This is a genomic window from Oceaniglobus indicus (genome assembly GCF_002751875.1).
Classification (GTDB): domain Bacteria; phylum Pseudomonadota; class Alphaproteobacteria; order Rhodobacterales; family Rhodobacteraceae; genus Oceaniglobus; species Oceaniglobus indicus.
Genome location: NZ_NMZM01000002.1, coordinates 17,674 through 40,391 on the forward strand (window position 1 = coordinate 17,674; position 22,718 = coordinate 40,391).

At 65.7% G+C, this 22,718-nt stretch carries 25 protein-coding genes, 1 other RNA gene and 1 riboswitch; of the genes, 14 read left to right on the top strand and 12 right to left on the bottom strand.

Annotated features, from left to right (window positions below; translation table 11 throughout):
* The first annotated feature begins 28 nt into the window (after positions 1-28).
* The 4 genes from CFP68_RS02630 to CFP68_RS02645 all read left to right on the top strand — a co-directional run bounded on the left by CFP68_RS02630 (position 29) and on the right by CFP68_RS02645 (position 2,302).
* Positions 29-319 carry a putative quinol monooxygenase gene (locus CFP68_RS02630; protein WP_099824256.1) on the top strand — a complete coding sequence of 97 codons (291 nt, stop codon included), beginning with the start codon at positions 29-31 and terminating at the stop codon, positions 317-319.
* On the top strand, positions 316-1,113 hold the full coding sequence (locus tag CFP68_RS02635) for an N-acyl homoserine lactonase family protein (RefSeq protein WP_099824258.1): 798 nt from the start codon (positions 316-318) through the stop codon (positions 1,111-1,113). The genes CFP68_RS02630 and CFP68_RS02635 overlap by 4 nt, the downstream gene beginning before the upstream one ends.
* Before the next feature lie 47 nt (positions 1,114-1,160).
* Positions 1,161-1,378, top strand: a riboswitch (cobalamin riboswitch).
* A gap of 35 nt (positions 1,379-1,413) precedes the next feature.
* The gene (locus tag CFP68_RS02640; RefSeq protein WP_099824267.1) at positions 1,414-1,587 is read left to right on the top strand and encodes a CbtB domain-containing protein; all 174 of its coding nucleotides are present in this window, start codon (positions 1,414-1,416) and stop codon (positions 1,585-1,587) included.
* A gap of 13 nt (positions 1,588-1,600) precedes the next feature.
* A complete protein-coding gene (locus tag CFP68_RS02645; RefSeq protein WP_099824269.1) occupies positions 1,601-2,302 on the top strand; it encodes a CbtA family protein in 702 nt (233 codons plus the stop codon).
* 4 nt (positions 2,303-2,306) lie between these two features.
* Here CFP68_RS02645 and CFP68_RS02650 read toward each other — a convergent pair whose 3' ends face one another.
* Positions 2,307-2,630, bottom strand: a complete 324-nt coding sequence (locus CFP68_RS02650; protein ID WP_099824272.1) for a DUF1636 family protein — start codon at positions 2,628-2,630, stop codon at positions 2,307-2,309.
* A 50-nt stretch (positions 2,631-2,680) separates the two neighbouring features.
* On the opposite strand from CFP68_RS02650, the gene cobW reads away from it, so the two are divergent.
* Together cobW and cobN are read left to right on the top strand one after the other, a co-directional pair.
* Positions 2,681-3,733, top strand: a complete 1,053-nt coding sequence (gene cobW / locus CFP68_RS02655; RefSeq protein ID WP_099824274.1) for a cobalamin biosynthesis protein CobW — start codon at positions 2,681-2,683, stop codon at positions 3,731-3,733.
* 159 nt (positions 3,734-3,892) lie between these two features.
* Positions 3,893-7,648 (top strand): cobaltochelatase subunit CobN, encoded by a 3,756-nt coding sequence (cobN, locus tag CFP68_RS02660; protein WP_099824276.1) that lies wholly within the window; start codon positions 3,893-3,895, stop codon positions 7,646-7,648.
* Positions 7,649-7,656: 8 nt separating this feature from the next.
* Here the strand turns inward: cobN and CFP68_RS02665 are convergent, their stop codons facing one another.
* Complete coding sequence (locus CFP68_RS02665; protein WP_241523929.1) at positions 7,657-7,974, bottom strand: hypothetical protein; 318 nt, start codon at positions 7,972-7,974, stop codon at positions 7,657-7,659.
* A gap of 152 nt (positions 7,975-8,126) precedes the next feature.
* Here CFP68_RS02665 and CFP68_RS02670 point away from each other — a divergent pair, with 152 nt between their 5' ends.
* Together CFP68_RS02670 and cobO are read left to right on the top strand one after the other, a co-directional pair.
* On the top strand, positions 8,127-8,663 hold the full coding sequence (locus CFP68_RS02670) for a hypothetical protein (protein WP_099824278.1): 537 nt from the start codon (positions 8,127-8,129) through the stop codon (positions 8,661-8,663).
* Between the two features lie 59 nt (positions 8,664-8,722).
* Positions 8,723-9,367: a cob(I)yrinic acid a,c-diamide adenosyltransferase gene (gene cobO / locus CFP68_RS02675; protein WP_099824280.1), complete on the top strand. Its 645-nt coding sequence runs from the start codon at positions 8,723-8,725 to the stop codon at positions 9,365-9,367.
* Between the two features lie 24 nt (positions 9,368-9,391).
* On the opposite strand, the gene CFP68_RS02680 is transcribed toward cobO, so the two are convergent.
* Together CFP68_RS02680 and nudC are read right to left on the bottom strand one after the other, a co-directional pair.
* Positions 9,392-9,850: an SRPBCC family protein gene (locus CFP68_RS02680; protein WP_099824283.1), complete on the bottom strand. Its 459-nt coding sequence runs from the start codon at positions 9,848-9,850 to the stop codon at positions 9,392-9,394.
* Positions 9,851-9,908: 58 nt separating this feature from the next.
* The gene (nudC, locus tag CFP68_RS02685; protein ID WP_099824285.1) at positions 9,909-10,898 is read right to left on the bottom strand and encodes an NAD(+) diphosphatase; all 990 of its coding nucleotides are present in this window, start codon (positions 10,896-10,898) and stop codon (positions 9,909-9,911) included.
* Positions 10,899-11,142: 244 nt separating this feature from the next.
* Between nudC and CFP68_RS02690 the strand changes: the two genes are divergently transcribed.
* From CFP68_RS02690 to dut, 4 genes are all read left to right on the top strand, one after another.
* Positions 11,143-13,071, top strand: a complete 1,929-nt coding sequence (locus CFP68_RS02690) for a bifunctional 2',3'-cyclic-nucleotide 2'-phosphodiesterase/3'-nucleotidase (RefSeq protein ID WP_099824288.1) — start codon at positions 11,143-11,145, stop codon at positions 13,069-13,071.
* A gap of 76 nt (positions 13,072-13,147) precedes the next feature.
* A complete protein-coding gene (locus CFP68_RS02695; RefSeq protein ID WP_158234119.1) occupies positions 13,148-13,786 on the top strand; it encodes an HAD family hydrolase in 639 nt (212 codons plus the stop codon).
* Positions 13,787-13,853: 67 nt separating this feature from the next.
* An RNA gene (ffs, locus tag CFP68_RS02700) (signal recognition particle sRNA small type) lies at positions 13,854-13,950 on the top strand.
* 123 nt (positions 13,951-14,073) lie between these two features.
* Positions 14,074-14,529, top strand: a complete 456-nt coding sequence (dut, locus tag CFP68_RS02705; protein ID WP_479494863.1) for a dUTP diphosphatase — start codon at positions 14,074-14,076, stop codon at positions 14,527-14,529.
* Positions 14,530-14,541: 12 nt separating this feature from the next.
* Here the strand turns inward: dut and CFP68_RS02710 are convergent, their stop codons facing one another.
* From CFP68_RS02710 to rsfS, 7 genes are all read right to left on the bottom strand, one after another.
* On the bottom strand, positions 14,542-15,021 hold the full coding sequence (locus tag CFP68_RS02710) for a hypothetical protein (protein WP_099824296.1): 480 nt from the start codon (positions 15,019-15,021) through the stop codon (positions 14,542-14,544).
* Complete coding sequence (locus tag CFP68_RS02715; protein ID WP_099824298.1) at positions 15,018-15,497, bottom strand: RNA pyrophosphohydrolase; 480 nt, start codon at positions 15,495-15,497, stop codon at positions 15,018-15,020. The genes CFP68_RS02710 and CFP68_RS02715 overlap by 4 nt, the downstream gene beginning before the upstream one ends.
* A gap of 64 nt (positions 15,498-15,561) precedes the next feature.
* Positions 15,562-16,896, bottom strand: coding sequence for a S41 family peptidase (locus tag CFP68_RS02720; RefSeq protein WP_099824300.1), 1,335 nt, complete (start codon positions 16,894-16,896; stop codon positions 15,562-15,564).
* Positions 16,897-16,903: 7 nt separating this feature from the next.
* The gene (locus CFP68_RS02725; RefSeq protein WP_241523930.1) at positions 16,904-18,061 is read right to left on the bottom strand and encodes a murein hydrolase activator EnvC family protein; all 1,158 of its coding nucleotides are present in this window, start codon (positions 18,059-18,061) and stop codon (positions 16,904-16,906) included.
* Positions 18,058-19,575 carry a 2,3-bisphosphoglycerate-independent phosphoglycerate mutase gene (gene gpmI, locus CFP68_RS02730; RefSeq protein WP_099824302.1) on the bottom strand — a complete coding sequence of 506 codons (1,518 nt, stop codon included), beginning with the start codon at positions 19,573-19,575 and terminating at the stop codon, positions 18,058-18,060. The genes CFP68_RS02725 and gpmI overlap by 4 nt, the downstream gene beginning before the upstream one ends.
* A gap of 108 nt (positions 19,576-19,683) precedes the next feature.
* Positions 19,684-20,154, bottom strand: coding sequence for a 23S rRNA (pseudouridine(1915)-N(3))-methyltransferase RlmH (rlmH, locus tag CFP68_RS02735; protein ID WP_099824304.1), 471 nt, complete (start codon positions 20,152-20,154; stop codon positions 19,684-19,686).
* Between the two features lie 19 nt (positions 20,155-20,173).
* Entirely contained in the window at positions 20,174-20,539 is a 366-nt protein-coding gene (gene rsfS / locus CFP68_RS02740; protein ID WP_338152794.1) for a ribosome silencing factor, read from the bottom strand.
* 226 nt (positions 20,540-20,765) lie between these two features.
* Between rsfS and CFP68_RS02745 the strand changes: the two genes are divergently transcribed.
* Both CFP68_RS02745 and CFP68_RS02750 read left to right on the top strand, forming a co-directional pair.
* Positions 20,766-20,951 carry a PLD nuclease N-terminal domain-containing protein gene (locus CFP68_RS02745; protein ID WP_099825232.1) on the top strand — a complete coding sequence of 62 codons (186 nt, stop codon included), beginning with the start codon at positions 20,766-20,768 and terminating at the stop codon, positions 20,949-20,951.
* Positions 20,952-20,985: 34 nt separating this feature from the next.
* Positions 20,986-21,918: a YihY/virulence factor BrkB family protein gene (locus tag CFP68_RS02750; protein WP_099824310.1), complete on the top strand. Its 933-nt coding sequence runs from the start codon at positions 20,986-20,988 to the stop codon at positions 21,916-21,918.
* Here the strand turns inward: CFP68_RS02750 and CFP68_RS02755 are convergent.
* Positions 21,911-22,639, bottom strand: a complete 729-nt coding sequence (locus CFP68_RS02755; protein ID WP_099825234.1) for a Crp/Fnr family transcriptional regulator — start codon at positions 22,637-22,639, stop codon at positions 21,911-21,913. The genes CFP68_RS02750 and CFP68_RS02755 overlap by 8 nt on opposite strands.
* Positions 22,640-22,718 lie beyond the last annotated feature (79 nt).

The window sequence follows — 22,718 nt, forward strand, 5'->3', positions numbered from 1 at the left end:
TGCGCTAACGCAAAACAAGGATTTTCGAATGTTCGCAGTTCTGGTCGACTTTCATATCAAGCCGGATCGCATTGCCGATTTCATTCCGCTTGTCCGCGAAAACGCAGCCGCATCGCTGAGGAACGAACAGGGCTGTCACCGTTTCGACGTGCTGACAGACCCTGACCATCCCGGCGACGTGTTCCTCTACGAACTCTACACCGATCTCGCGGCGTTCCACGCCCACCTCGAGACGGCGCATTTCAAGACCTTCGACGAAGCGGGCTTTACCATGATCGACACCAAGCAGGTGCGGACATTCCGCCAGGTGGTGACGTGAGCGTCTGGCAGATCCACGCCGTCAAATACGCCGAGCGTGCGGCGCGGCGACGGGGCGACAGCTTTGTCTTCGATGACAACCACGACGCGCCCCACCCGATGGATTATTTCATGTGGGTTCTGAAGCGCGACGACGATGTGATCCTTGTCGATACCGGATACGACGGCGCCGAGGCCACGACGCGCGGCCGCCCCATCGCGATGGAGCCGGCGGCCGCGCTGGCGCCGCTGGGCCTGAGCCCCGAAGACATCACGCAGGTCATCGTGACCCACCTGCATTATGACCATGCCGGGGGCCTGCATCTGTTTCCGAACGCACGTCTGCACATGCAGGCGGCGGAAATGGCCTATGCCACCGGACCCTGCATGTGCCACGACACGCTGCGGATGCCATTCACGGCGGACCATGTCTGCGAGGCGGTCAAGCGGCTGTATTCCGGGCAGGTGATCTTCCACGACGGGGACGGTGAAATCGCCGATGGCGTCACGGTGCATTGCATCGGCGGCCATTCGCGCGGCCTGCAATGCGTGCGGGTGCGCACCGCGCAGGGATGGATGGTGCTGGCGTCGGACGCCACGCATTATTACGAGAACTTCATGCGCCGCAAACCGTTTCCGATTGTCGTCGATGTCCAGGATATGCTGAACGGCTTTGCCACCCTGGAACGTCTGACCAGCCGTCCCGACCTGATCGTGCCCGGCCACGATCCGCTGGTGACACGGATTTTCCCCCAGGGTGTGGCGGATCATATCTGGCGTCTCGATCCCGGACCGCAGGCGCCAATCACGGTGTAGGGGCCCGCCCCGCCGGCAGACCACCCTTGACCCGACCGACCGTTCCGCGCCACATGGACGGGCATGGTGCCCCCGTCACCCGTGCCACGCACGAGGGGGCCAAATGGGAATGCGGAACGGGCGACCCACACAGGGGCCCGCCACCGCAGCCGCCCCCGCGACTGTCCGCGGCGAGCGTGTGTCACAGGCCACTGGAGCGATCCGGGAAGGCGACACCACGCGTTGACCCGCCAGCCAGGAGACCAGCCATGCGTGTGTGAAACCCTCCCGTCGGGTGTGACGGGGCAAAGGAGAACGATTATGAATACCGCGACCCACGATCTTCCGGTCCAGTCCCTGGCCAACCCCGCCGCCATCGCGTTCGCGCTGCTGGCCGGTCTGGCGCTTCTCACCGTGTCGGGCATGGCCCAGGCGACGGTGCTGCACGATGCGGCCCACGATCAGCGTCACGCCATGGCATTTCCCTGCCACTGAACCGCGACCTGTCATGTTCAGAAATCTGCTGACCAGCGCCGTGTTCGCTGGCCTGGGTGCGGGGCTGATTGCCGCCGCGCTCCAGTTCGTGTTCGTCATCCCGCTTCTGCTGGAAGGTGAATTGTATGAAACCGGTGCGCGGATCCACTTCGCCACCGACAGCTCGACCCAGAGCATTTCCGAGGCACCCGGCCTTGGCGGCGAATGGGCCCGTCACGGCATGACCGTCGCCTTCAACCTGGTCAGCTATACCGGCTATGGCTTTGTCCTGGTCGCGCTGATGGGCCTGGCGGCGCTGCGCGGCTTTGCGCTGACGGCGCGCACCGGGCTGCTCTGGGGCATCTGCGGCTTCATCGCCGTGCAACTGGCTCCCGCGATGGGCCTGCCGCCCGAATTGCCCGGCACCCCGGCGGCTGAGCTGCAACCGCGCCAGATCTGGTGGGTGTCGACGATCATCGCCACCGCGGCCGGCTTGGGGCTGATCGTGTTCGCGCGCGGGTTCCTTCCGCTGCTCGGGATCGTTTTGATCGCCGCGCCGCAGTTGATCGGCGCGCCGCATCTGGACACGTATTTCGGCGTCGCACCCCCCGAACTGTCGGCCCAATTCGTCACCCAGAGTCTGGGTTGCGCCCTTGTCGGCTGGAGCGTTCTGGGCTTTCTCGGCGCCTGGTTCCTGACCCGGACGGCCGAAGCGACACGACCGGCGTTCGCCTGATCGATCAGACCGGCACCCGGCCGACAAGGCAGTGACGCAACCGGCCCGCCGGTCTGGCATCTTCGATCCACCCCTTCGGCGCCGCCCGATACAAGGCGCCGAAGGCGGCGATATCGGCCAGATCGCCGGCGTTCAGACCCGAAAACAGATAGGTCGCCCGTCCGTCACCGCGAAATGCCACGCTGACCGGATTGGCGCACATCGACATGCATTCGACCCGCCGCAGGGTGAACCCCGACGGACAGGACGCCGCAAGCGCATCGGCCAATGCCGCGCCCGCATCCACGCCCGACCGGCAGGTTTCGCATATGACGATCTCGTCTCCCATTCCCCGCGCCTAGCCCAACGGCGCGCCCCGATCAACCAGAGGACCACACCATGCCCGCAAAGATCCCCGCCACCGTCATCACCGGCTTTCTCGGCTCCGGCAAGACGACGCTGATCCGCAACATCCTGTCCCAGGCCGACGGCAAGCGGATCGCCCTGATCATCAACGAATTCGGCGATCTCGGCGTCGACGGCGAAATCCTGAAAGGTTGCGGCGACGAGGCCTGCGCCGACGAAGACGTGGTCGAACTGTCCAACGGCTGCATCTGCTGCACCGTGGCCGAGGATTTCATCCCGACCCTGGAAAAGCTGCTCGACCGGCCCAATCCGCCCGAACACATCGTCATCGAAACCTCGGGCCTCGCGCTGCCGCAACCCCTGGTGCGGGCCTTCGCCTGGCCGGGCATTTCGACCCGCGTGACGGTGGACGGCGTGGTGACCGTGGTGGACGGCAAGGCCGTGACCGAGGGCCGCTTTGCCCACAACGTCGCCGCCGTGGACGCCCAGCGCGCCCAGGACGAAAACCTTGATCACGAAACGCCCCTGTCGGACCTGTTCGAGGATCAGATCGCCTGCGCCGACATGATCGTGGTCAACAAGACCGACCTGATGACGGCCGATGAAACCACCACGCTGACAACCCGCCTGCGCGCCGAAAGCCGCGATGGCGTGCAGGTTGTCGCGGCGTCCATGGGCGCGCTGCCGCTGTCGGTGCTGCTGGGCCAGAACGCCGCCGCCGAAACGAACCTGGACGCCCGCCACGAGGTGCACCACCACCACCATGACGACGAAGACGACCACCACCACGAACACGGCCATGACGAATTCGACAGCTTCGTCGTCACCCTGCCCGAACTGACCGATCCAGCCGCGTTCTCGGCCAAGGTCGTAAAGGTCATCGGCGCCCACGACATCCTGCGTCTCAAGGGTTTCGCTGCCGTCCAGGGCAAACCGATGCGCCTGACGTTGCAGGCGGTCGGCCCCCGGATCGACACCTATTTCGACCGTCCCATTGCCGCGCACGAGGCGCGCGAGACCCGGCTGGTCGTGATCGGCAACGCCGGACTGGACCGCGCGGCCATCACCGCCGCGCTGTCGGCCTGATGCCGACGGCCGGACGTGGTGCCCCGGTGTGTCCGGGGCCACGTCCGGCCCGGCATGAAACCCGCGCACCGCTGCGGCAACGTGGCCAGCCCCTGTCGTTCGCGCCGCGACCATGGGACACAGGCTTCGCGACCACGGAAACACCACTGGAATAACGCCATGCATCTTCTCGCCGCCACACCCGGTCAGATCGAAACCGGCGACGAGCCCGTCGATCTGGGCCAAACGCCCGCCGACCTGGTGGTCATATCGGCCGCCGACACCGAACTGGCCGCCCTGTCCGAAGCGCGCGCGACGATGGACGCACCGCCGACCCTGCGTCTGGCGAACCTGTCGCACCTCGCGCATCCGATGGCGGTCGATCTGCACCTCGACACCTGCGCGACGCAATCCCGCCTGGTGGTGGCGCGGATCCTCGGCGGCGCGGGATACTGGCGCTATGGGTTCGAACAATACGCCGCCCGCCTGCACGCCGCCGGCATCCCCTTCGCCGCCCTCCCCGGCGACGACCGCCCCGACGGCGACCTGCGCGCCTTGTCCACCGTCAGCGATGAAGACTATGACGCTCTGTGGTCCTATCTGGTCGAGGGCGGGGCACAGAACGCCGCCGGCTTCCTGTCCTACGCCCGCGCCATGCTGGACGCCCCCGACGACCGCGCCACGATTCCCGCCGCCACATCGCTGCTGCGCGCCGGCGTCTACTGGCCCGGCACCGGCCAGACGACGCTGGACGCCGTGCGCCGCGAATGGCACGCCGACGCGCCCACGGTGCCCATCGTTTTCTATCGCGCCCTGGTGCAGGGGGCGGGTCTTCACCCCGTCAACCGGCTGGTCAAGGCCCTGCTGCGCGAGGGGTTGAATCCACTTCCCGTGTTCGTCGCATCGCTCAAGGATCCGGTGTCCGCGGCAACGCTAGATCACCTGTTCCGCGAAACGAACCCCGACGCGATCCTGAACGCCACCGCCTTTGCCACCGGCTCGGCCCATGCGGACGATCCCGACGACACGAACCCCCTCGCTGCGCCATCGGCCAACGCGGCCCCCGTGTTCCAGATCGTGCTCGCCGCCACGTCCGAAGAAGCATGGGCCGACAGCGCCGCCGGACTCTCGGCCCGCGACATCGCCATGAACGTGGCCCTCCCCGAAGTCGACGGCCGCATCCTGTCGCGCGCCATATCGTTCAAGGACACCGCCTTCTTCGACGAGGCAACGCAGTGCCCCATCGCGACCTACCGCGCCCGCGGCGACCGCGTGACCTTCGTCGCGCGCCTTACCGCCAACTGGTGCCGCCTGCGCCGGACCGCGCCGGACCACCGCAAGGTCGCGCTGATCCTCGCGAATTACCCCAACAAGGACGGCCGCCTCGCCAACGGTGTCGGCCTCGACACCCCCGCCGCCACGACACATGCCCTCACCCTTTTGCACGACGCCGGCTACCGGATCGACAACGCCCCCGACGACAGCGCCGCCCTGATGGAGCGCCTGATGGCCGGTCCCACCAACTGGCTCACCCACCGGGCCGAGCGGACCGGCGGAGAAACCCTGCCCCTCGCCGCCTACCTCGAACACTACAAAACGCTTCCCCTGGCCATCCGCGATGCCATGGAAACGCGCTGGGGCGCGCCCGAATCCGATCCCTTTTTCTTGCCCGAAATACTCCCCCCGGAGGGGCCCGCATCCGCCGCGCACGCAGGCTTCAAGCTGTCGATCCACCGCTTCGGCCATGCCGTCGTCGCCCTGCAACCGGCCCGCGGCTACAACATCGACCCCACCGATACCTACCACGCACCCGACCTGGTGCCGCCGCACAACTATCTCGCCTTCTACATCTGGTTGCGCGAACACTGGGGCGCCCATGCGCTGGTGCACATGGGCAAGCATGGCAACCTCGAATGGCTGCCGGGCAAATCCCTGGCCCTGTCCGAAGCCTGCTTTCCCGAAGCGGTCTTCGGACCGATGCCGCACATCTATCCCTTCATCGTAAACGACCCCGGCGAAGGCACCCAGGCCAAGCGCCGCGCACAGGCCGTGATCGTCGATCACCTGACGCCGCCCCTGACACGGGCGGAAACCTACGGCCCCCTGCGTGATCTCGAATCCCTGGTCGACGAATATTATGAGGCGGCCGGCATCGATCCCCGCCGCATAAAGCTGCTGCGCGAGCAGATCCTGTCCCTGACCCAGACCAGCGGCCTTGATGCCGATGCGGGCTTCACCGGCGATGCCGACACGGATCTGGCCAAGCTCGACGCCTACCTCTGCGAGTTGAAAGAAGCCCAGATCCGCGACGGTCTGCATATCTTCGGCCAATCCCCCACGGGCGATCTGCATTGCAACCTGACGATCGCGCTGGCCCGGATCCCGCGCGGGGCCGGCAAGGGCGGGGATGCCTCGCTTCTGCGCGCGATGGCGGCGGACCTCGGTCTGGGTTTCGACCCGCTCGATTGCGACATGGCCGCACCATGGAGCGGCCCGAAACCGACAATCCTCGCCGACGGCCAGATCTGGCGCACCCATGGCGACACGGTCGAACGGCTCGAAACACTGGCGCGAACGCTCGTGCGGGACGGCGGGTGGGGCGACGTGGCGCAGCCACGAGCGTCACGCGTCGGTCCCGCCACACAGCAGGTGCTGCACGAGATCACCACCCGCATCGCGCCCGCCGTCACCGCCTGTGGCCCCGCCGAGGGGGCGGGCCTGCTGCGCGCGCTGGACGGCCGGTTCCTGGCCCCCGGCCCGTCGGGTGCGCCGACACGCGGGCGGCTCGACACGCTGCCGACGGGGCGCAACTTCTTCTCCGTCGACAGCCGCGCGGTGCCCACCCCCACCGCCTGGACGCTGGGCTGGAAATCCGCCAACCTGCTGATCGAACGCCATCGTCAGGATCAGGGCGACTGGCCGCGCGCGATGCTGCTGACCGCCTGGGGCACCGCCAACATGCGCACCGGCGGTGACGACATCGCGCAATGCCTCGCGCTCATGGGGGTCAAGCCGACATGGGATGCGGCCAATCGCCGTGTTACCGGCTTTGAAGTCATGCCCGCCTCGGCCCTCGGCCGCCCCCGCGTCGATGTCACGCTGCGCATCTCGGGCTTCTTCCGCGACGCTTTCCCGCAGTTGATCGACCTTGTCGATTCGGCCGCCCGCGCCGTCATGGCGCTGGACGAACCCGAAGACATCAACCCCGCCGCCGCCCGCGCGCGGCGCGAAAACACCACCACCCGCGTTTTCGGCTCCAAGCCGGGGGCCTATGGCGCGGGTCTGCAAGCAATGATCGACGAACGGCTCTGGGCGGACAAGGCCGCGCTGGCCGACGCCTATCTGACATGGGGCAGCTATGCCTATGGCGGCGGAGCCGAGGGCAAACCGGACCGGCGAGGTCTTGAAACACGCCTGAGTCAGGCCGAAGCCATCGTTCAGAACCAGGACAACCGCGAACACGATCTTCTGGATTCAGACGATTACTACCAGTTCGAAGGCGGGGCCGCCGCCGCCGTTGCCACCCTGCAAGGCCACGACCGGCCGATCTATCACAACGATCATTCCCGCCCCGAACGCCCCCTGATCCGCACCCTCGACGACGAGATCGGGCGCGTCGTGCGATCCCGTGTCGTCAATCCGAAATGGATCGCGGGGGTGAAACGCCACGGCTATAAGGGCGCCTTCGAAATCGCGGCGACAGTGGATTACATGTTCGCCTTCGCCGCCACCACCGGGGCGGTGAAATCGCACCATTTCGACTTGGTCCATGCCGCATTTCTCGAGGACGAGGACACCCGGCAATTCATCGAGGACGCCAACGCCCCCGCCCTGCGCGAAATCGCGCAGCGTCTGGACGAGGCCATCGAACGGGGTCTTTGGACGCCAAAATCAAACTCGGCCCGCGCGCTGATTGACCGGCTCAAGGGGGCGTGACGCCCAGCCTAGCCACAGTCCAGCCTGGCGCGCTGGATCGCCTGATCGCCGCTCAGCCCGGCCTTGGTGATGGCGCATCCCGACGCCTGTTCGATGGCCTTGGCTGCGCGCGCCATGACGACGCTTTCGGCCGGGCGAAATTCGCGACTGGTGCGCAACGCCTCGGCCCGGTCACCCCGCACGCGCACCGAGAACGTCGAACCGTCCACCGTGACGGATGTGGCGGGCACGCCGGAAAACGCCGGACTGGGGCTGTCGCATCCGGCGTTGACAGCCAGGGCAGCAAGGCCCGCAAGGATCGATCGGGGAAAATCAGGATATCTCATGCCGGCAGTCTGGCGCACGTTTGGTTAACCAAGGATTAACGGCGAGCATCCCTTCAACATCCTGACGCAAAATGATTTTCAGATGTCGTGAACGCTGTTTCGCCGGGGCGGCATCGCTTAATCCGAAACGATTGACACCTTCGGAGCAACCCATGTCACGTTCAGCTCTCGCCCTCTGTGTTCCCGCGTTCCTTGCCGCCTGTGTCGGGGCCGAAGTCACCACGCCCCCGGTCAACATCACGCCAAAGGTGCAGGCCGACGCCGTCGGTCTGGATGTCTATGCCCGGCCCCGCGCGCAGGGCAATCCGGTGCCGCGCTTCCGCGGCCAGGAAACGCTGACGATCCGCACGCGCGGCAAGGGGGAAAAGGGCGGCAACACCGAAATCTCGGGCCTCGCCTGCACCCTCGATTCCGGGATCTATACCGCACGGTTTCAGACCCCCGCCAACGTGATCGTGCCCAATTACGGGCCGAATTCGCCCGCCGTCTTCGTGCGCTGCATGCATCCCGACGGGCGCAGCGGATCGACCACGGTCAGCCCCTACAACTTTACCGCCGCGCAACGCAGCAACAACGCGGTGGGCGCGGGCGTTCTGGGGGCGCTGGTCGTCGGGGCCATCAACGCGGCCTCGATCAATCCCGAAAAGGACGAATTCAAGTATTATCCGGTAACCGTCAACGTGAAGTAAATTCGCTTGCGTCCCGCATCCGGGGGCGACACCCTGCCCCCGACAAGAAGGAGACCGCCATGACCGAAACGCCGGACGCCCCGTCCCCCGACGCCTCGAAGGCAGATCTGGAACGCCACGCCGCCAAGATGGCCAAGAAGAAGGCCGCGCGTGACAAGATCATGGCGACCAAGACCGACAAGAAAGGTCTGGTGATCGTCCACACCGGCAAGGGCAAGGGCAAATCCTCGGCCGCCTTCGGGATGATCTTCCGGTGCATCGCCCACGACATGCAATGCGCCGTCGTGCAGTTCATCAAGGGCGGCATGTCCACCGGCGAACGCGACCTGATCCTGCGCCATTTCACCGACACCTGCGCGTTTCACACCATGGGCGAAGGGTTCACATGGGAAACCCAGGACAAGTCACGCGACATGGAAATGGCCGCCGCGGCGTGGGAAAAGGCCAAGGAGCTGATCCTGGATCCCGCCAACCACATGGTTCTGCTGGACGAGATCAACATCGCCCTGCGCTATGATTATCTGGACGTGAACGAAGTGGTGGCGTTCCTGCGCGACCGGAAGCCCGAGATGACCCATGTCGTACTGACCGGTCGCAACGCCAAGGACGAGCTGATCGAACTGGCGGACCTGGCGACCGAGATGGAGCTTCTCAAGCATCCGTTCCGCGCCGGGATCAAGGCGCAGATCGGCGTCGAATACTGACACCGCCCCGACAGGCGTCGACCGTCAGGCCTGGTGGCGGCGGGCGATGTCGCGGGCGAAATCGCCGACACGCCTGGACAGCCGGCCGTTGAGGTTGCACTTGGCCAGCTTCATCGTCTGCACCATCATCCGCGCCGTCATGCTTCGCGGTTTCAGGACCACCGACAGGACCATCCGCGTCTGCACCCGCGACAGCGCGATGAGTTCGACGGCAAGCGCGACGTCCATCCCTTCGGTCTGTCCCGCGACGGTCAGGCCGTTGGGCTTGTCGAACCGTTCGACACGCGCATCCAGCGTGCGCGGCTTGCCCTTGACCGCGAACTTTAGCCGCCACGCCGCCTTGGCCGGATCGTTGCCACCTTGCGTCCGCTCGACCTCGATGCCACGGCGCAGCGCCTGCCGCTCGAGCGCCGAAAAATCGGTGCAGGCGGCGAAAACGGCGTCGATGGGCGCGGCGATATCGTGTTGCGTGCCAAGTTGCATGATTTCTGCATCTTTCCCGTGGTTCCGATCATGACGCGCGATACTGCTTTGCGCCGCGCTAGTCCAGACGATCGGCGACCCAGTGCTCCAGCAGAAAGCCGGCGATGGCCCCCTTGCGCGGCGGACGGATGCGCGGGTCTTCATCGGCAAAGACCTGAACCATGTCCTCGCGGCTGACCCAGAGCGCCTCTTCGATCTCGGTCGGATCGACGGTGATCGCGTCATCCAGCGCGACGCCCCGACATCCCAGCATCAGGGACGCCGGAAAGGCCCAGGGCTGGCTGGCCAGGTAACCGACCTCGCCGACGTGGATGCCGGCCTCCTCGAAGACCTCGCGGCGCACCGCCGCCTCCATCGTTTCGCCGGGTTCGATGAAACCCGCCAGCAGGGAAAACATCCGTTCGGGCCAGCCGGGCGACCGCCCCAGAAGAACCGAATTGCCGCGCGTGATCAGCATGATCACCACCGGATCGGTGCGCGGAAAATGATGCGCCCGACAGGCCGGACAGTTGCGTTGCCAGCCGCCCATGGCCGGAACCGTTTCGACACCGCAGCGCGCACAGAACCGATGGCTGACGTGCCAGCCAAGAACCGCCTTGGCGGTGGCGGCCAGTTCGGCCGCGCGCGGGGTCAGCGCGCACATGATGCCGCGCAATTCGGCAAACGCCTGGGTTGCGGGCAGATCGGGATGGTTCTGGCGCGACGTGTCGAGAAAGGCATCCAGGTGATCGGGCATCGCCTCGGGCTCCCACGCGGACAGGTCGATCGCAAAGCGGGCCGCGCCGCGGGCGCCATCGCCGGTCTGCGCGCCTTCGAACCCCAGAAGCACGCGCACGCCGGCACCGGCCATGATCGGATGATCCGGCGGCAGCCACACCAGGTCGTCGCCCGTCGCACCCGTCCGGCAGAGCGGCTTGCCACGCCAGATCGGCAGGACGCGCGCGCCCGGCTGATGCCACAGCGCCTCCTGCGTCGCCGCATCGGCCCGCAGATCACCGGCCCGGTCCAAGGCGCTGCCCCCGAAGGTCACCGTTTCCGCCCGCTTCATGTTGTGCCCCCTGTTGCTGGCTGTCGTCGCCCCAGCGTTGCCACGCAGGTCGCGTAAGGTAAATGCAACACCTCGCAAAAAGACACCGCTCAACCGGAGGGTGAATTGACGCGCGGCCGTCCACTGGATACCTCGAACATTGGCTTCGGCTGCCCGGGAACCGCTGACGTTCGGGCATTTCTGCCCCTTTCACGCTTCTCGCGCGTCGCATGCCGGACCGCCAGCTCGCACGGATTCCTTGCCCATGACCGATCACGCCGTTCCCTTCGATGCCCGCAGTTTCGGGCGCCGTCTGGCCGGCGACCAGGTGCATCTGCGCCTTCTGGCGACGACCGACATGCATGTGCATCTGCATCCCTATGATTATTACGGTGACCGCCCCGACGACAGCATTGGATTGGCGCGGGTGGCGGGGCACGTGCGCCAGTTGCGCCAGACGGCGCAGAACGCGCTTCTGATGGACATCGGAGATTGCCTTCAGGGCAGCCCGATGGGTGATTACGTGGCCTATGAACGCGGCGTTGGGCCCGACCGACCGCACCCCGCAATCGTCGCGATGAACGCGCTGGGGGTGGATGCCGCAACCCTGGGCAATCACGATTTCAACTTCGGGCTGGACCATCTGAAAGCCGCGATCGACGGCGCCGACTTTCCGGTGGTATCCGCCAACACCATCACGCACGCGGGCGCGACACCGGACAAGGACCGGACCCTGGTGCCGCCCTTTGCGCTGCTCGAGCGCGAAATGCGCGACGGCGACGGGCGCCGCCACCGGATCCGGATCGGCGTGATCGGTTTCCTGCCGCCCCAGATCGTGATCTGGGACCGTCGGCACCTGAGCGGCCGGATCACCACCCGTGATATCGTGGAAAGTGCGCGCGCCCACATCCCGCGCCTGCGAGCCGCGGGGGCGGATATCGTCGTGGCCTTGTCCCATTCGGGGATCGAGGGCGAATTCGAATCCGCCACCCACGAAAATGCGACGCGCGCCCTGTCCACGGTGCCCGGCATCGACGCGATCCTGGCCGGTCACACGCATCAGACGTTTCCCGGCCCGGCCCATCACGGCCAGGCGGGGATCGACGTGCGGCGCGGAACGCTGAACGGCGTGCCCACCGTGATGCCCGGCTTCTGGGGCAGTCACCTGGGGATGATCGATCTTGCCCTGCATCGGTGCGACGGTGCCTGGCGGATCGCGGCGTTCGACGTCGCGGCCCATCCGATCGCCGCGCGGGCCGCCGATGGCGTGCAATATCCCCTGATCGACAGCGACCCGGCGATCCTGACCGCGACTCAGGACGTGCACCGCGAAACATTGGCCTATATCCGGCGCCCGGTGGGCCGCACCACCGCCCCGCTGAACAGCTATTTCACCCAGATCGCCGATTGCGCCAGCCTGCAACTGGTGAATGCGGCACAATCCGACCACGTCGCCCGCGCCATCGCCGGCACGCCGGATGCCGACCTGCCGCTGTTGTCGGCGGCGGCGCCGTTCAAGGTCGGCGGTCGCGGACGACCCGACCAATACATCGACCTGCCGGCCGGCGATCTGGTGTTGCGCAACATCGCCGATCTCTATCTCAACCCCAACCTGGTGCGCGCCATCCGGATCAGCGGTGCCGAACTGCTGGAATGGCTTGAGCGGAGCGCCGGGCAATTCCACCGCATCCGTCCGGGGGGCTGCGGTCAGACCCTGCTGAACGCCGATTTTCCAAGCTACAATTTCGACGTGATCGACGGTGTGACCTATGCGATCGACCTGTCACAGCCGTCGCGCTTCGATCTCGACGGCAACATGGCGGATCCTGACGCGCACCGGATCGTCGCGCTGTGTCACGATGGCCGCCCGGTCGCGCCGGACCAGATGTTCGTCCTGGCGACCAACAGCTATCGCGCGGCGGGGGGCGGCACCTTCCCGGCCACCGGGCGCGCCCGCGTCATCTACAGATCCCACACCCGAAGCCGCGATGCCCTGCACGCTTATGTGGCGCGGAATGGCGTGATCACGCCCCAGCGGCGGCCCACGTGGTCATTCGTTCCCATGCCCGAAACCTCGGTGCAGTTCGACACCGGCCCGGGTGCGATCAGGCACCTCGAGGCGATCGCGCACCTGTCGCCCGAACCCCTTGGGCAGACTGCCGACGGCTTCCTGCGGCTGCACCTCCACCTCTAGGGCGGCTGCGGGCTGGCCCCCTTGGCGCCTGACGGCTATGTCAGGGTATGCAATCCCAGCTGAGAAGGGGCGAGCGATGCAATTTTCGGCAGTGATCTTCGATCTGGACGGCCTGCTGCTGGATACCGAGCGGGTTGCAATCGACGCCGGCGTCCTTGCGCTGGCGCAGATGGGTCACGCCGTCGGCCCGGATTTCCTGACGTCGCTGATCGGCTTCGATCACGACGAGGGATTGGTGCGCCTCAGCCGGCATATCGGCGTGCCGCTGGATTCCGCGACGCTGCACCACGCCTGGGACGCCGCGATGGAAGAACACGACGACGTGCCGGTGAAGCCCGGTGCGCTGCAACTGCTGGACCGGCTTCAGGTGCTGCGCCTGCCCTTCGGGGTTGCCACCAACAGTCGCCGCGCCTCGGCCCACAGCAAGCTGGACCGCTCGGCGCTGGTCGGGCGGATCACCACGCTGACCAGCTATGAGGACGTGGCACGCGGCAAACCGGCCCCCGACGTCTATCTGGAAACCGCCCGCAAGCTGGGCTGTCCGCCCGAACGCGCGCTGGCGTTCGAAGATAGCGACGTGGGCGCCGCCGCCGCCCGTGCGGCCGGCATGACGGTGATCCAGGTGCCCGACCTGCTGGCGCCCACCGGCGACGTGCCCCACCATGTCGCCGACGACCTGATCGCCGGGGCGATCTGGGCCGGGCTGATCGACTGACGCGCGATCTGCACCGCGCGCCCGGCGCCCCCTTGAACTCTGCCGTCGGTTTGCGTATCTGAAGCGTGAGAGGTTGGCGCGGGCAGGCACCTCGCCAACCCGGTCAGGTCCGGAAGGAAGCAGCCGTAACGAGCCTCGCTTGGGTCGTTGTCCAGCCTCTCACCCACTTCCCCCATTCACCCCGGTCGTTGCGAAATCGCTGATCCGGCGGCCTGCGCCCTTTTCCGGTCGCGTGGAACATGGCACGCCGGGCGTTTATGGTGGCGCGGCAACATCGGAGGATGCGGATGCAGATCAAGGTTTTGGACGCGCGACTGTTCGACTGGGGCCTTCCCCGCTATCAAACCGAAGGATCCGCCGCGATCGATCTTCATGCCTGCGTGGACGATGCCGAATGGGTCCACGCCCAGGCGCCGGCGATCCTTGTGAGATCGGGCCTGGCCGTTTCCTTCGGGGATCTGTCGCTTGCCGGCTTGGTGCTGCCGAGATCGGGACTGGGACACAAGAAGGGTCTGGTGCTGGGAAACACGGTTGGCCTGATCGATCCGGATTATTCTGGCGAAATCCTGATCAGTGTCTGGAACCGCAACCCGGACGGAACACCGCCGATCAGGATCGAGGCCGGCGATCGGATCGGCCAGCTGGTGTTCGTCCCGATCGTGCGGCCAACGTTCGAGGTTGTGGACGACTTCACCCATGAAACCGCGCGCGGCGCCGGAGGCTTCGGCTCGACTGGGACGTAACGCGCGGCGGCCTCACCGGATCTGTGTGTCGCCGCCCCGGATGGCGGTGCGCATCTGGTCGAGGATCTGCGTCGATGGGGTCTGGAACGCCCATTGGGGACACGGTCCGATCTCAAGGACATACCCGCCGATTCGCCGTTCGAGAAAGGCGAGGTAGTCGATATCGGCGCCGATTCCGCCGCACCACGGGCCGGCACAGGACACGTTCAGCGTGACCCCCATCGCAAGCGGCGTGGTGAACCCTTCAACGGTCAGCCCCGCGCCTTCGAACCGGGCGGGAATGGCCACCGGGGGCTGTTGGCTCTGGTTGTCGCCCCGGGGCAATTCGCCCGCATCAAAGGCGAACCGCCCGTGGACGACGATGAAGTTGCCATCGGATTTCGCCGCGGCATCAAAGCTGCGCTGGGCATCCGGCGCGCGACAGCTGAGCGCCGCCGCCTGCCCGGCCATGGCCAGCACCATCAGGCCGGTCACGACGAGCCGTCGGATCATGGCCGGTGCCCAAGCTGAGACAACACCGCTTTATAAACGCCGCGCTTGAACGGAACGATATGGTCCAGCACTGCCGCCTGCGGCAACCACTGCCAGCGGGCGAATTCGGGCGGCGGGCCCGATATGTCGATCTGTCCGTCGGTGCCGGTGAACCGCAGTCGGAACCAACGCTGCCGCTGGCCGCGATAGCGGCCATGCCACAGCTTCGGCACCAGGTCGGGGGGCAGATCGTAATAGACCCAGCCATCGGTTTCGGCTTCGACGCTTACCGATCGGGGATCAAGACCGGTTTCCTCGCGCAGTTCGCGCAACGCGGCGGTGCGGGCATCTTCGCCGGGATCGATCCCGCCCTGGGGCATCTGCCAGGCTCCCGGGGTATCGATGCGTTCGCCGACGAAAACCTGCCCCTCGGCGTTCACGAGCATGACGCCGACACAGTCGCGATAGGGAAGATGTTCGATCTCATCGCGCGTCATGGGGCACCTTTGCAATCGTGATCGTTGATCCGCGCGGCGGGCGCGCGGATCGGTTCGGGATGGATTATTCCTTGGGGCCGAGCGCCGACAACCCCTTGAGGATGTCGATGGCATAGGCCAACTGGTAGTCCTCGTCGCGCAGCTTGGCCGCCTGTCGTGCCTTTTCCTGTTCTTCCAGGATGATCTTGCGCTCGTCCTCGGAGACCGAATCGTTCGTGATGGCGCCCCGCAGATCCGCTTCCGAGCGGGACGGGCGCAGGACCGATTCCTCTTCTTCCGCCTCGGGGCGGCGCGAAGGCTGGGCAACCACGATGTCGGGCGACACGCCCAGGCTCTGGATGGAACGGCCCGACGGGGTGTAGTAGCGCGCAGTGGTCAGCCGCATGGCGCCGTCGCCCTTCAGCGGCATGACCGTCTGCACCGATCCCTTGCCGAAGCTTTTCGTGCCGATGACGATGGCGCGGCGGTGGTCCTGCAACGCACCGGCAACGATTTCCGACGCCGAGGCCGACCCGCCGTTGATCAGCACGACCAGCGGCTTGCCCATGGCCAGATCGCCCGCGGTCGCATTATAACGGTCGCTGTCGGCCGGATCGCGGCCCCTGGTCGATACGATTTCGCCGGATTCCAGGAACGCGTCGGACACCCGGATCGCCTGGGTCAGCAGACCGCCGGGGTTGTTGCGCAGATCGATGACGAAGCCGTTGACGTTGTCGATGCCGCCGGCCTCTTCGACCTGCTCGGCCAGCCCTTCCTTGAGGTTCGGGAAGGTCTGATCGTTGAACGTGGTGATCCGAAGCACGACCGAATCGCCTTCGCGCCGCGGGCGCACCGCCGTCAGCTTGATCGTGTCGCGGATGATCGAGATTTCCAGAGGCTCCTCGCGGCCTTCGCGCACCACGGTGATCAGGATCTCGCTGCCCACCGGGCCGCGCATCAGGTCAACCGCCTTGTCCAGCGTCAGGCCCAGCACAGATTCGCCATCGACGTGGGTGATGAAATCGCCGGCCTCGACGCCGGCCTCGTCCGCCGGGGTGCCATCCATCGGCGCCACGACCTTGACGAAGCCTTCTTCCTGCGTGACCTCGATCCCCAGGCCGCCGAATTCGCCCCGGGTCTGCACCTGCATGGCGGCCGCGTCCTCGGGCGACAGATAGGACGAATGCGGATCCAGCGATGTCAGCATGCCGTCGATGGCGCTTTCGATCAGATCCTTCGGTTCGACCTCTTCGACGTATTGCGCGCGGATCCGTTCGAAAATGTCACCGAACAGGTCAAGTTGTTCATAGACGCCCGAATTCTTCGCGCTTTCCTGCGCCAGGAGCGGCCCCGCCACCTGGGTGGTCAGAAGGACGCCCGCCAGTGTTCCGCCAAGGGCGGCAACTGCGAATTTTCTCATGTCTCGATCATTCCTCATCAATTCTGAACCACGGCGCGGGGTCCACCGGACCTTGCCCTTCTCTCAGTTCCAAATAAAGCGTCTCGCGCGGATCTTGGCCATCCCCGCCCGCGCCTTGCGTCATGAACCCTTCCAGGCCGTCCGCGCCCCCGCCCATCAGGCCAACGGGCGTGTCGGCGGGGATGACCTGTCCGGTTTCTCCGTAAACCGTCGCAAGCCCCGCGAGAACCAACAGATAGCCTGCGGCGGGTTCAAGGATCATCACGTTTTCGTAGTCGGCCAAAGGTCCGCGATACCGGATCGTCGCGGGCCAGGGCGTCGTGACCAGGGCCCCCGGCGCCGTCGCCAACAGCAGACCCGGCCGCGCCACCCCCGCCGCATCCGCGGCCTTGAACCCCGCCACGACCGTACCGCGCACCGGCAGCATCAGATCGCCCTTGGCAAAGGCGAAATCGGGCGCGACCAGGCCATCGTCCGTTGGCAGCGCCTCAAGCTCGGCGGCGAAGCCTTCAAGCGATTGCGCGCTTTCGGCCAGGCGCGCCATCTGTTCGGCGTTGTCGGTCAGGCGTTGCGGCAGATCGGTGCGATCCGAAATCGCAAGGCTGAGCGTGGTGCGGGCCTTCTGGATCCCGGCCAGCGCTTCCCCCAGGGTTTCGGCGGCCCGTGCCTCCAGCGCGCGCAGGCTGGCGATTTCGGCAAGATCGCGGCGCAGGCTGTCGACCTGGCCCAACAGCGCCGGTGTGACATCCGACAGGATCATCCCCGAACGCGCGGTCCCCAGCGCGCCATCGGGATGCAGAAGCAACAGCGCCTCGGGAGACCCCTGCATCGTCTGCAACGCCCCTATCAGGCCGGCCAGTCGGCGGTTTTCGGTCTCGAAAACGGCGCGGATCTCGGCCTCGCGCTGGTTGGCCTGGCGCACGCCTTCGCGCAGGGCGGACAACCCCCGTTCATAGGCGCGGATCGTATCTGTCAGCGCGGCAATGCGGTCGCGCGACCCTTCGGCCGCGGCCAATGCGGCACCTGCCTGTTCCAGTTGCGCAACGGCGCGGCGGGCGATCTGACCGGGATCGGCCTGGGCCTGAACCCCGTCCGCACTTGCACCCAGCATCGCCGCACACAGCCACGCGCCAAGCGCCCGTCGGAAGGCGCGCGCGCCGATCATCCCGCGATCAGGCTTTCGCCGGTCATTTCCTCGGGCTGCTCCAGCCCCATCAACGCCAGCAGGGTCGGCGCCAGATCGGCCAGGCGCCCGTCCTTCAGGGTTGCGCCCTCGGGTCCGCCGACCAGGATCACGGGCACCAGGTTTGTGGTGTGGCTGGTGTGCGGGCCGCCGGTTTCGGGATCGACCATGGTTTCGCAGTTGCCGTGATCGGCCGCGATGATCATGGCACCGCCGGCCTTTTCCAGCGCATCGAGCACCCGCGCCAGCCCCTTGTCGACCGCCGCGCAGGCCGCTTTCGCCGCTTCCAGGTCGCCGGAATGGCCGACCATGTCGGGGTTGGCAAAGTTGCACACGATCAGGTCATAGGGCTTTTCGATCGCCTCGACGAAGCGATCCGTCACCTCGGCTGCCGACATTTCCGGTTGCAGATCATAGGTCGCGACCTTGGGCGACTTCGGCATGGCCCGATCTTCGCCGTCATAGGGCTGCTCGCGCCCGCCGTTCAGGAAGAACGTCACGTGGGGGTATTTCTCGGTTTCGGCCAGACGGAACTGTGTCCGACCCTGTTTCGACACCCATTCGCCCAGGGTGTTCACCAGCTTCCGCTTGGGAAAGACCGCCTGCATATAGTCATTGTGGCGATCCGAATACTCGACCATGCCCAGCATGGCGGCGAACTGCGGCTGGTCCGCGTCGAAGCCGTCGAACGCGGGATCGCCCATCGCGGCCAGAAGCTCGCGCGCGCGGTCGGCCCGGAAGTTGAGGCAGAAGAACCCGTCGCCTTTCCGCACGCCGGGATATTCGCCGATCACCGTGGCGGGAATGAACTCATCCGTCTTGCCCGCGTCGGCCGCGGCCTTGATCGCCGCCTGTGGATCGTCCGCCATGGCACCGCGGGCGTGGACGATGGCATCGAATGCGGTTTGCACCCGGTCCCAGCGGTTGTCGCGATCCATGGCGAAATACCGCCCGATCACCGTGGCGATCCGCGCTCCGTCGGGCAGCCCGGACTGGAGCGTATCGACGAAACCGGGCGCCGAATTGGGCGCCACATCGCGCCCGTCGGTGATTGCGTGGATGGCCACGGGCACACCCCGCGCGGCAATCGCGCGGGCCGTCACGATCAGATGCGCGACATGACCGTGGACGCCACCGTCCGACGCCACCCCCATCAGGTGCGCCGTGCCGCCGGATGCCTTCAGCGTCTCGATGAAATCGTTCAGCGCCGGCTTGTCGAAATAGCTTTCGTCCTCGATCGCCAGATCAATCTGGCCCAGGTCCATCGCCACGACGCGGCCCGCCCCGATGTTCGTATGACCCACCTCGGAATTGCCCATCTGCCCCTTCGGCAGGCCCACATCGGGCCCATGGGTCGTCAGCCGTGCGTTGGGACAGGTGGCCATGATCCGGTCGAACGCCGGAGTATCGGCCAGGACGGGCGCGTTGGCGGATGTGTCGGGGTTGATGCCCCATCCATCCAGGATGCAGAGAACGACGGGTCTGGGAACGGTCATGATGGCTCACCTCTCGCTATGGGACGCGATGTAGCGTGAATCGAAAAGCGTTTCGACCGCCGAATGTGCCGTCACGGGCGATTGGCCGACAAAATATCCACGGCCGCGTCATGCGCGGTGATAGGGCGCACCGGCAAGAATCGAGGTGGCCCGGTATAATTGTTCGCTCAGCATCACCCGGACCAGCATGTGCGGCCACACCATCGCACCGAACGACAGCCTGAAATCGGCCGCGTCCCGCAGATCCGCATCAAGACCGTCGGCGCCGCCGATCACGAAAGCGACGTCCTGACGCCCCTGGTCGCGCCACGATGCAAGGTGATCGGCAAATTGCGGAGACGACAGGGTGCGGCCACGTTCGTCCATCGCACAGACCAGTGCGCCGGCCGGGATCGCACGACGCAACAGCGCGGCTTCGCCCGCCTTGCCGGCGCCCTTCTTGTCCTCGACCTCGGACAGGGTGCCAAAGCTCAGCGACAGGGCGCGGCCGGATTTGTCGAGCCGGGCGAGATAATCGTCACAGAGTGCTTTTTCGGGGCCGGCCCGCAACCGGCCCACCGCGGCAATATGGAGACGCATTCAATACGTCTCCGCCCGTTCAGGCCTGCGACGCGTCATCACCCGAAGGCAGCCACATCTTTTCGAGCTGGTAGAATTCACGCACTTCGGGACGAAACACGTGAACGATCACGTCGCCGGTGTCGATCAGCACCCAATCGCCGGTTTCCTTGCCCTCGACCTTCGAGGCGCGACCGTGATCCTGCTTCAGCCGATCGACAAGGTTCTGGGCAATCGACATGACCTGACGGGATGAACGGCCCGAACAGATGACCATGTAATCGCCCATCTCGGACTTGCCGCGCAGGTTGATCTTGACCACGTCCTCGGCCTTGTCTTCATCCAGCGATGCAAGAATGTGAGCCAGCAATTCATCGCTGGACAGGGGGGAATGCGCATCGGTCATGACCGGCGCCCGCGCGACCGTGGAACCGGTCGCATCTTGTGACAGAGACAGGACATCGTCCTCCTTCGTAACACGCCGTGAAGCCCCGGCGCCGGGCATTTCCGAGATATAGCAATCGCCAGCCGCTTTCTCAATGGATCGCCGTGATTGCATCGTATCGGCGGCGGCCGGAACCCGCAACCGGCGCAAAGCGTTGCGAAAGTGCAACCTGAACGGAGAGAATACAATGTCGGGACTTGGCGGGCTGGGCGGACTTATCGTCCTTGTGCTTGATATATGGGCGCTTATTTCGATCTTCAATTCAAACGCGACGACAGGTCAGAAGGCGCTGTGGATCATCCTGGTCCTGGTCTTGCCCGTCATCGGGTTCATCATCTGGTTCTTCGCCGGACCGCGCGGCCAATCCGTCTAGCAAAGCGGCACTTCCGGCGTTTCCGTCAAGGAGCATGCGTGTGACGCCGGCCTGGAAAATCTGGTGGCGGGCTTCGGTCGCTGTCTTCAACGGAATGCACGAACTGAACCTTGGCCTGATTTCGGCCGGGGTGGCGTTTTACGGTATCCTGGCAATCTTTCCCGCGGTGGCCGCGGTGATCGCGATGTGGGGCGTGTTTGCGGACCCCGCGATCGTCGAAGGGCAATTGCAACTTCTCAGGAATTTCGTGCCCGCCGAAGCGTTCAAGATCCTCGACACTCAGGTCAATCAGCTGATCCTGACCACCAGCAGCGCACTGGGCTGGACCACCGTGATTTCGACCGGTGCGGCCCTGTGGAGCGCGCGGGCCGGGGTCGCGGCGCTGATCCGCGGGCTGAACGCCATCTATCGCATATCCAACCGTCCAAGCGTCTGGCAGGCCATGGTGGCCATGATCGTCACGCTGGCGTTGATCGGTGTCGCGCTGGTGGCGCTGGCCTCGGTCATCGTCGTGCCGATCCTGCTGGTGTTTCTGCCACTTGGTCCGTTGACGCAACTGGCCTTGTCCGCCGCCCGCTGGGCCATCGTCGTCGCGGTGGTCATGGGGGGATTGGCGGTCATCTATCGCTTCGGGCCGAACCGGCGTGGCAGCCGGCCCAAATGGCTGACGCCCGGTGCATTGGTCGCTGTCGTGATCTGGGTGGCGGCGTCCTATGGGTTTTCGATCTACCTGTCGAATTTCGGACGATACAACGAGATTTACGGCGCCTTGGGAGCGGTCGTGATCCTGCTGTTGTGGCTTTATATCAGCGCCTATGTGATCCTTCTGGGAGGCTTCCTGAACGCCGAGCTTGAGCGCGCGCGCCGTGCCGCGACACCCGGCGAGGTCCCGCCCAGAACCACGCCGTTGCCCGATCCCTTATCGCCGGATTCGGAACAGGAGGCCCCGGGGCAACTGACTACATGAGCGGGCGACGCTCTTCCTGTTCCAGATCGACCTGCGCGAGCTGCGCCAGTTTCTCGACATTCATCAGGCGCAATGTCCCATCGCTCCACGAGGCAAGCTGTCGGTCGCGCAATTTGGCCAGCGTCTTGTTCGTGTGAACCAGGGACAGGCCCAAGGCATCGGCAAGATCCTGCTGACGATACGGCATCGGCATCGACTGGCCTTGGGTCATATTGAGGGCTTCGGCACGCCGGAAAATGCGCACCATGGCCCAGGCGATACGCTCGATCGCCGTCCGCTGACCGATCGACGCCAGCGCGTCGCCCAGAAAATGCTCTTCCGCGGCTGAGGACCATGTCATGTCAAAGGCGCGTTGCGGCTGGTTCTTGAATACGTTCCAGATGTCGCTGCGGGCGAAGACACAGAGCGTCATCTTCGTGCTCGCCTCGAACGAATGCTTCATTTCGCCCATGATTCCGGCCTGCAAACCGATGAAATCCCCGGGAAACGCGAAATTCACGACCTGCCGTCGCCCTTCCTCGAGCATCTTGTAGCGCAGGCCCATTCCCCTGAGCACCGTGAACAACTGCGGCGAATTGGATCCTTCCATCAGGATCTGGGTTCCCTTTTGAACCGTTAATTCGCCGGTCTTGAAGCGCTTCATGAACGCGACTTCGTCTTCCGTCAGCGGAACAAACAAATCCAGACCGCGCAACGGGCAGTTCGTGCAATTGGTCGCCATTTCGGCCCTGTTCTGTGTCATAGTTTAATGCGCCGGCTCCGGTGTTCGTTCCATAAGGTGGAAATACCACTAAAAAGGC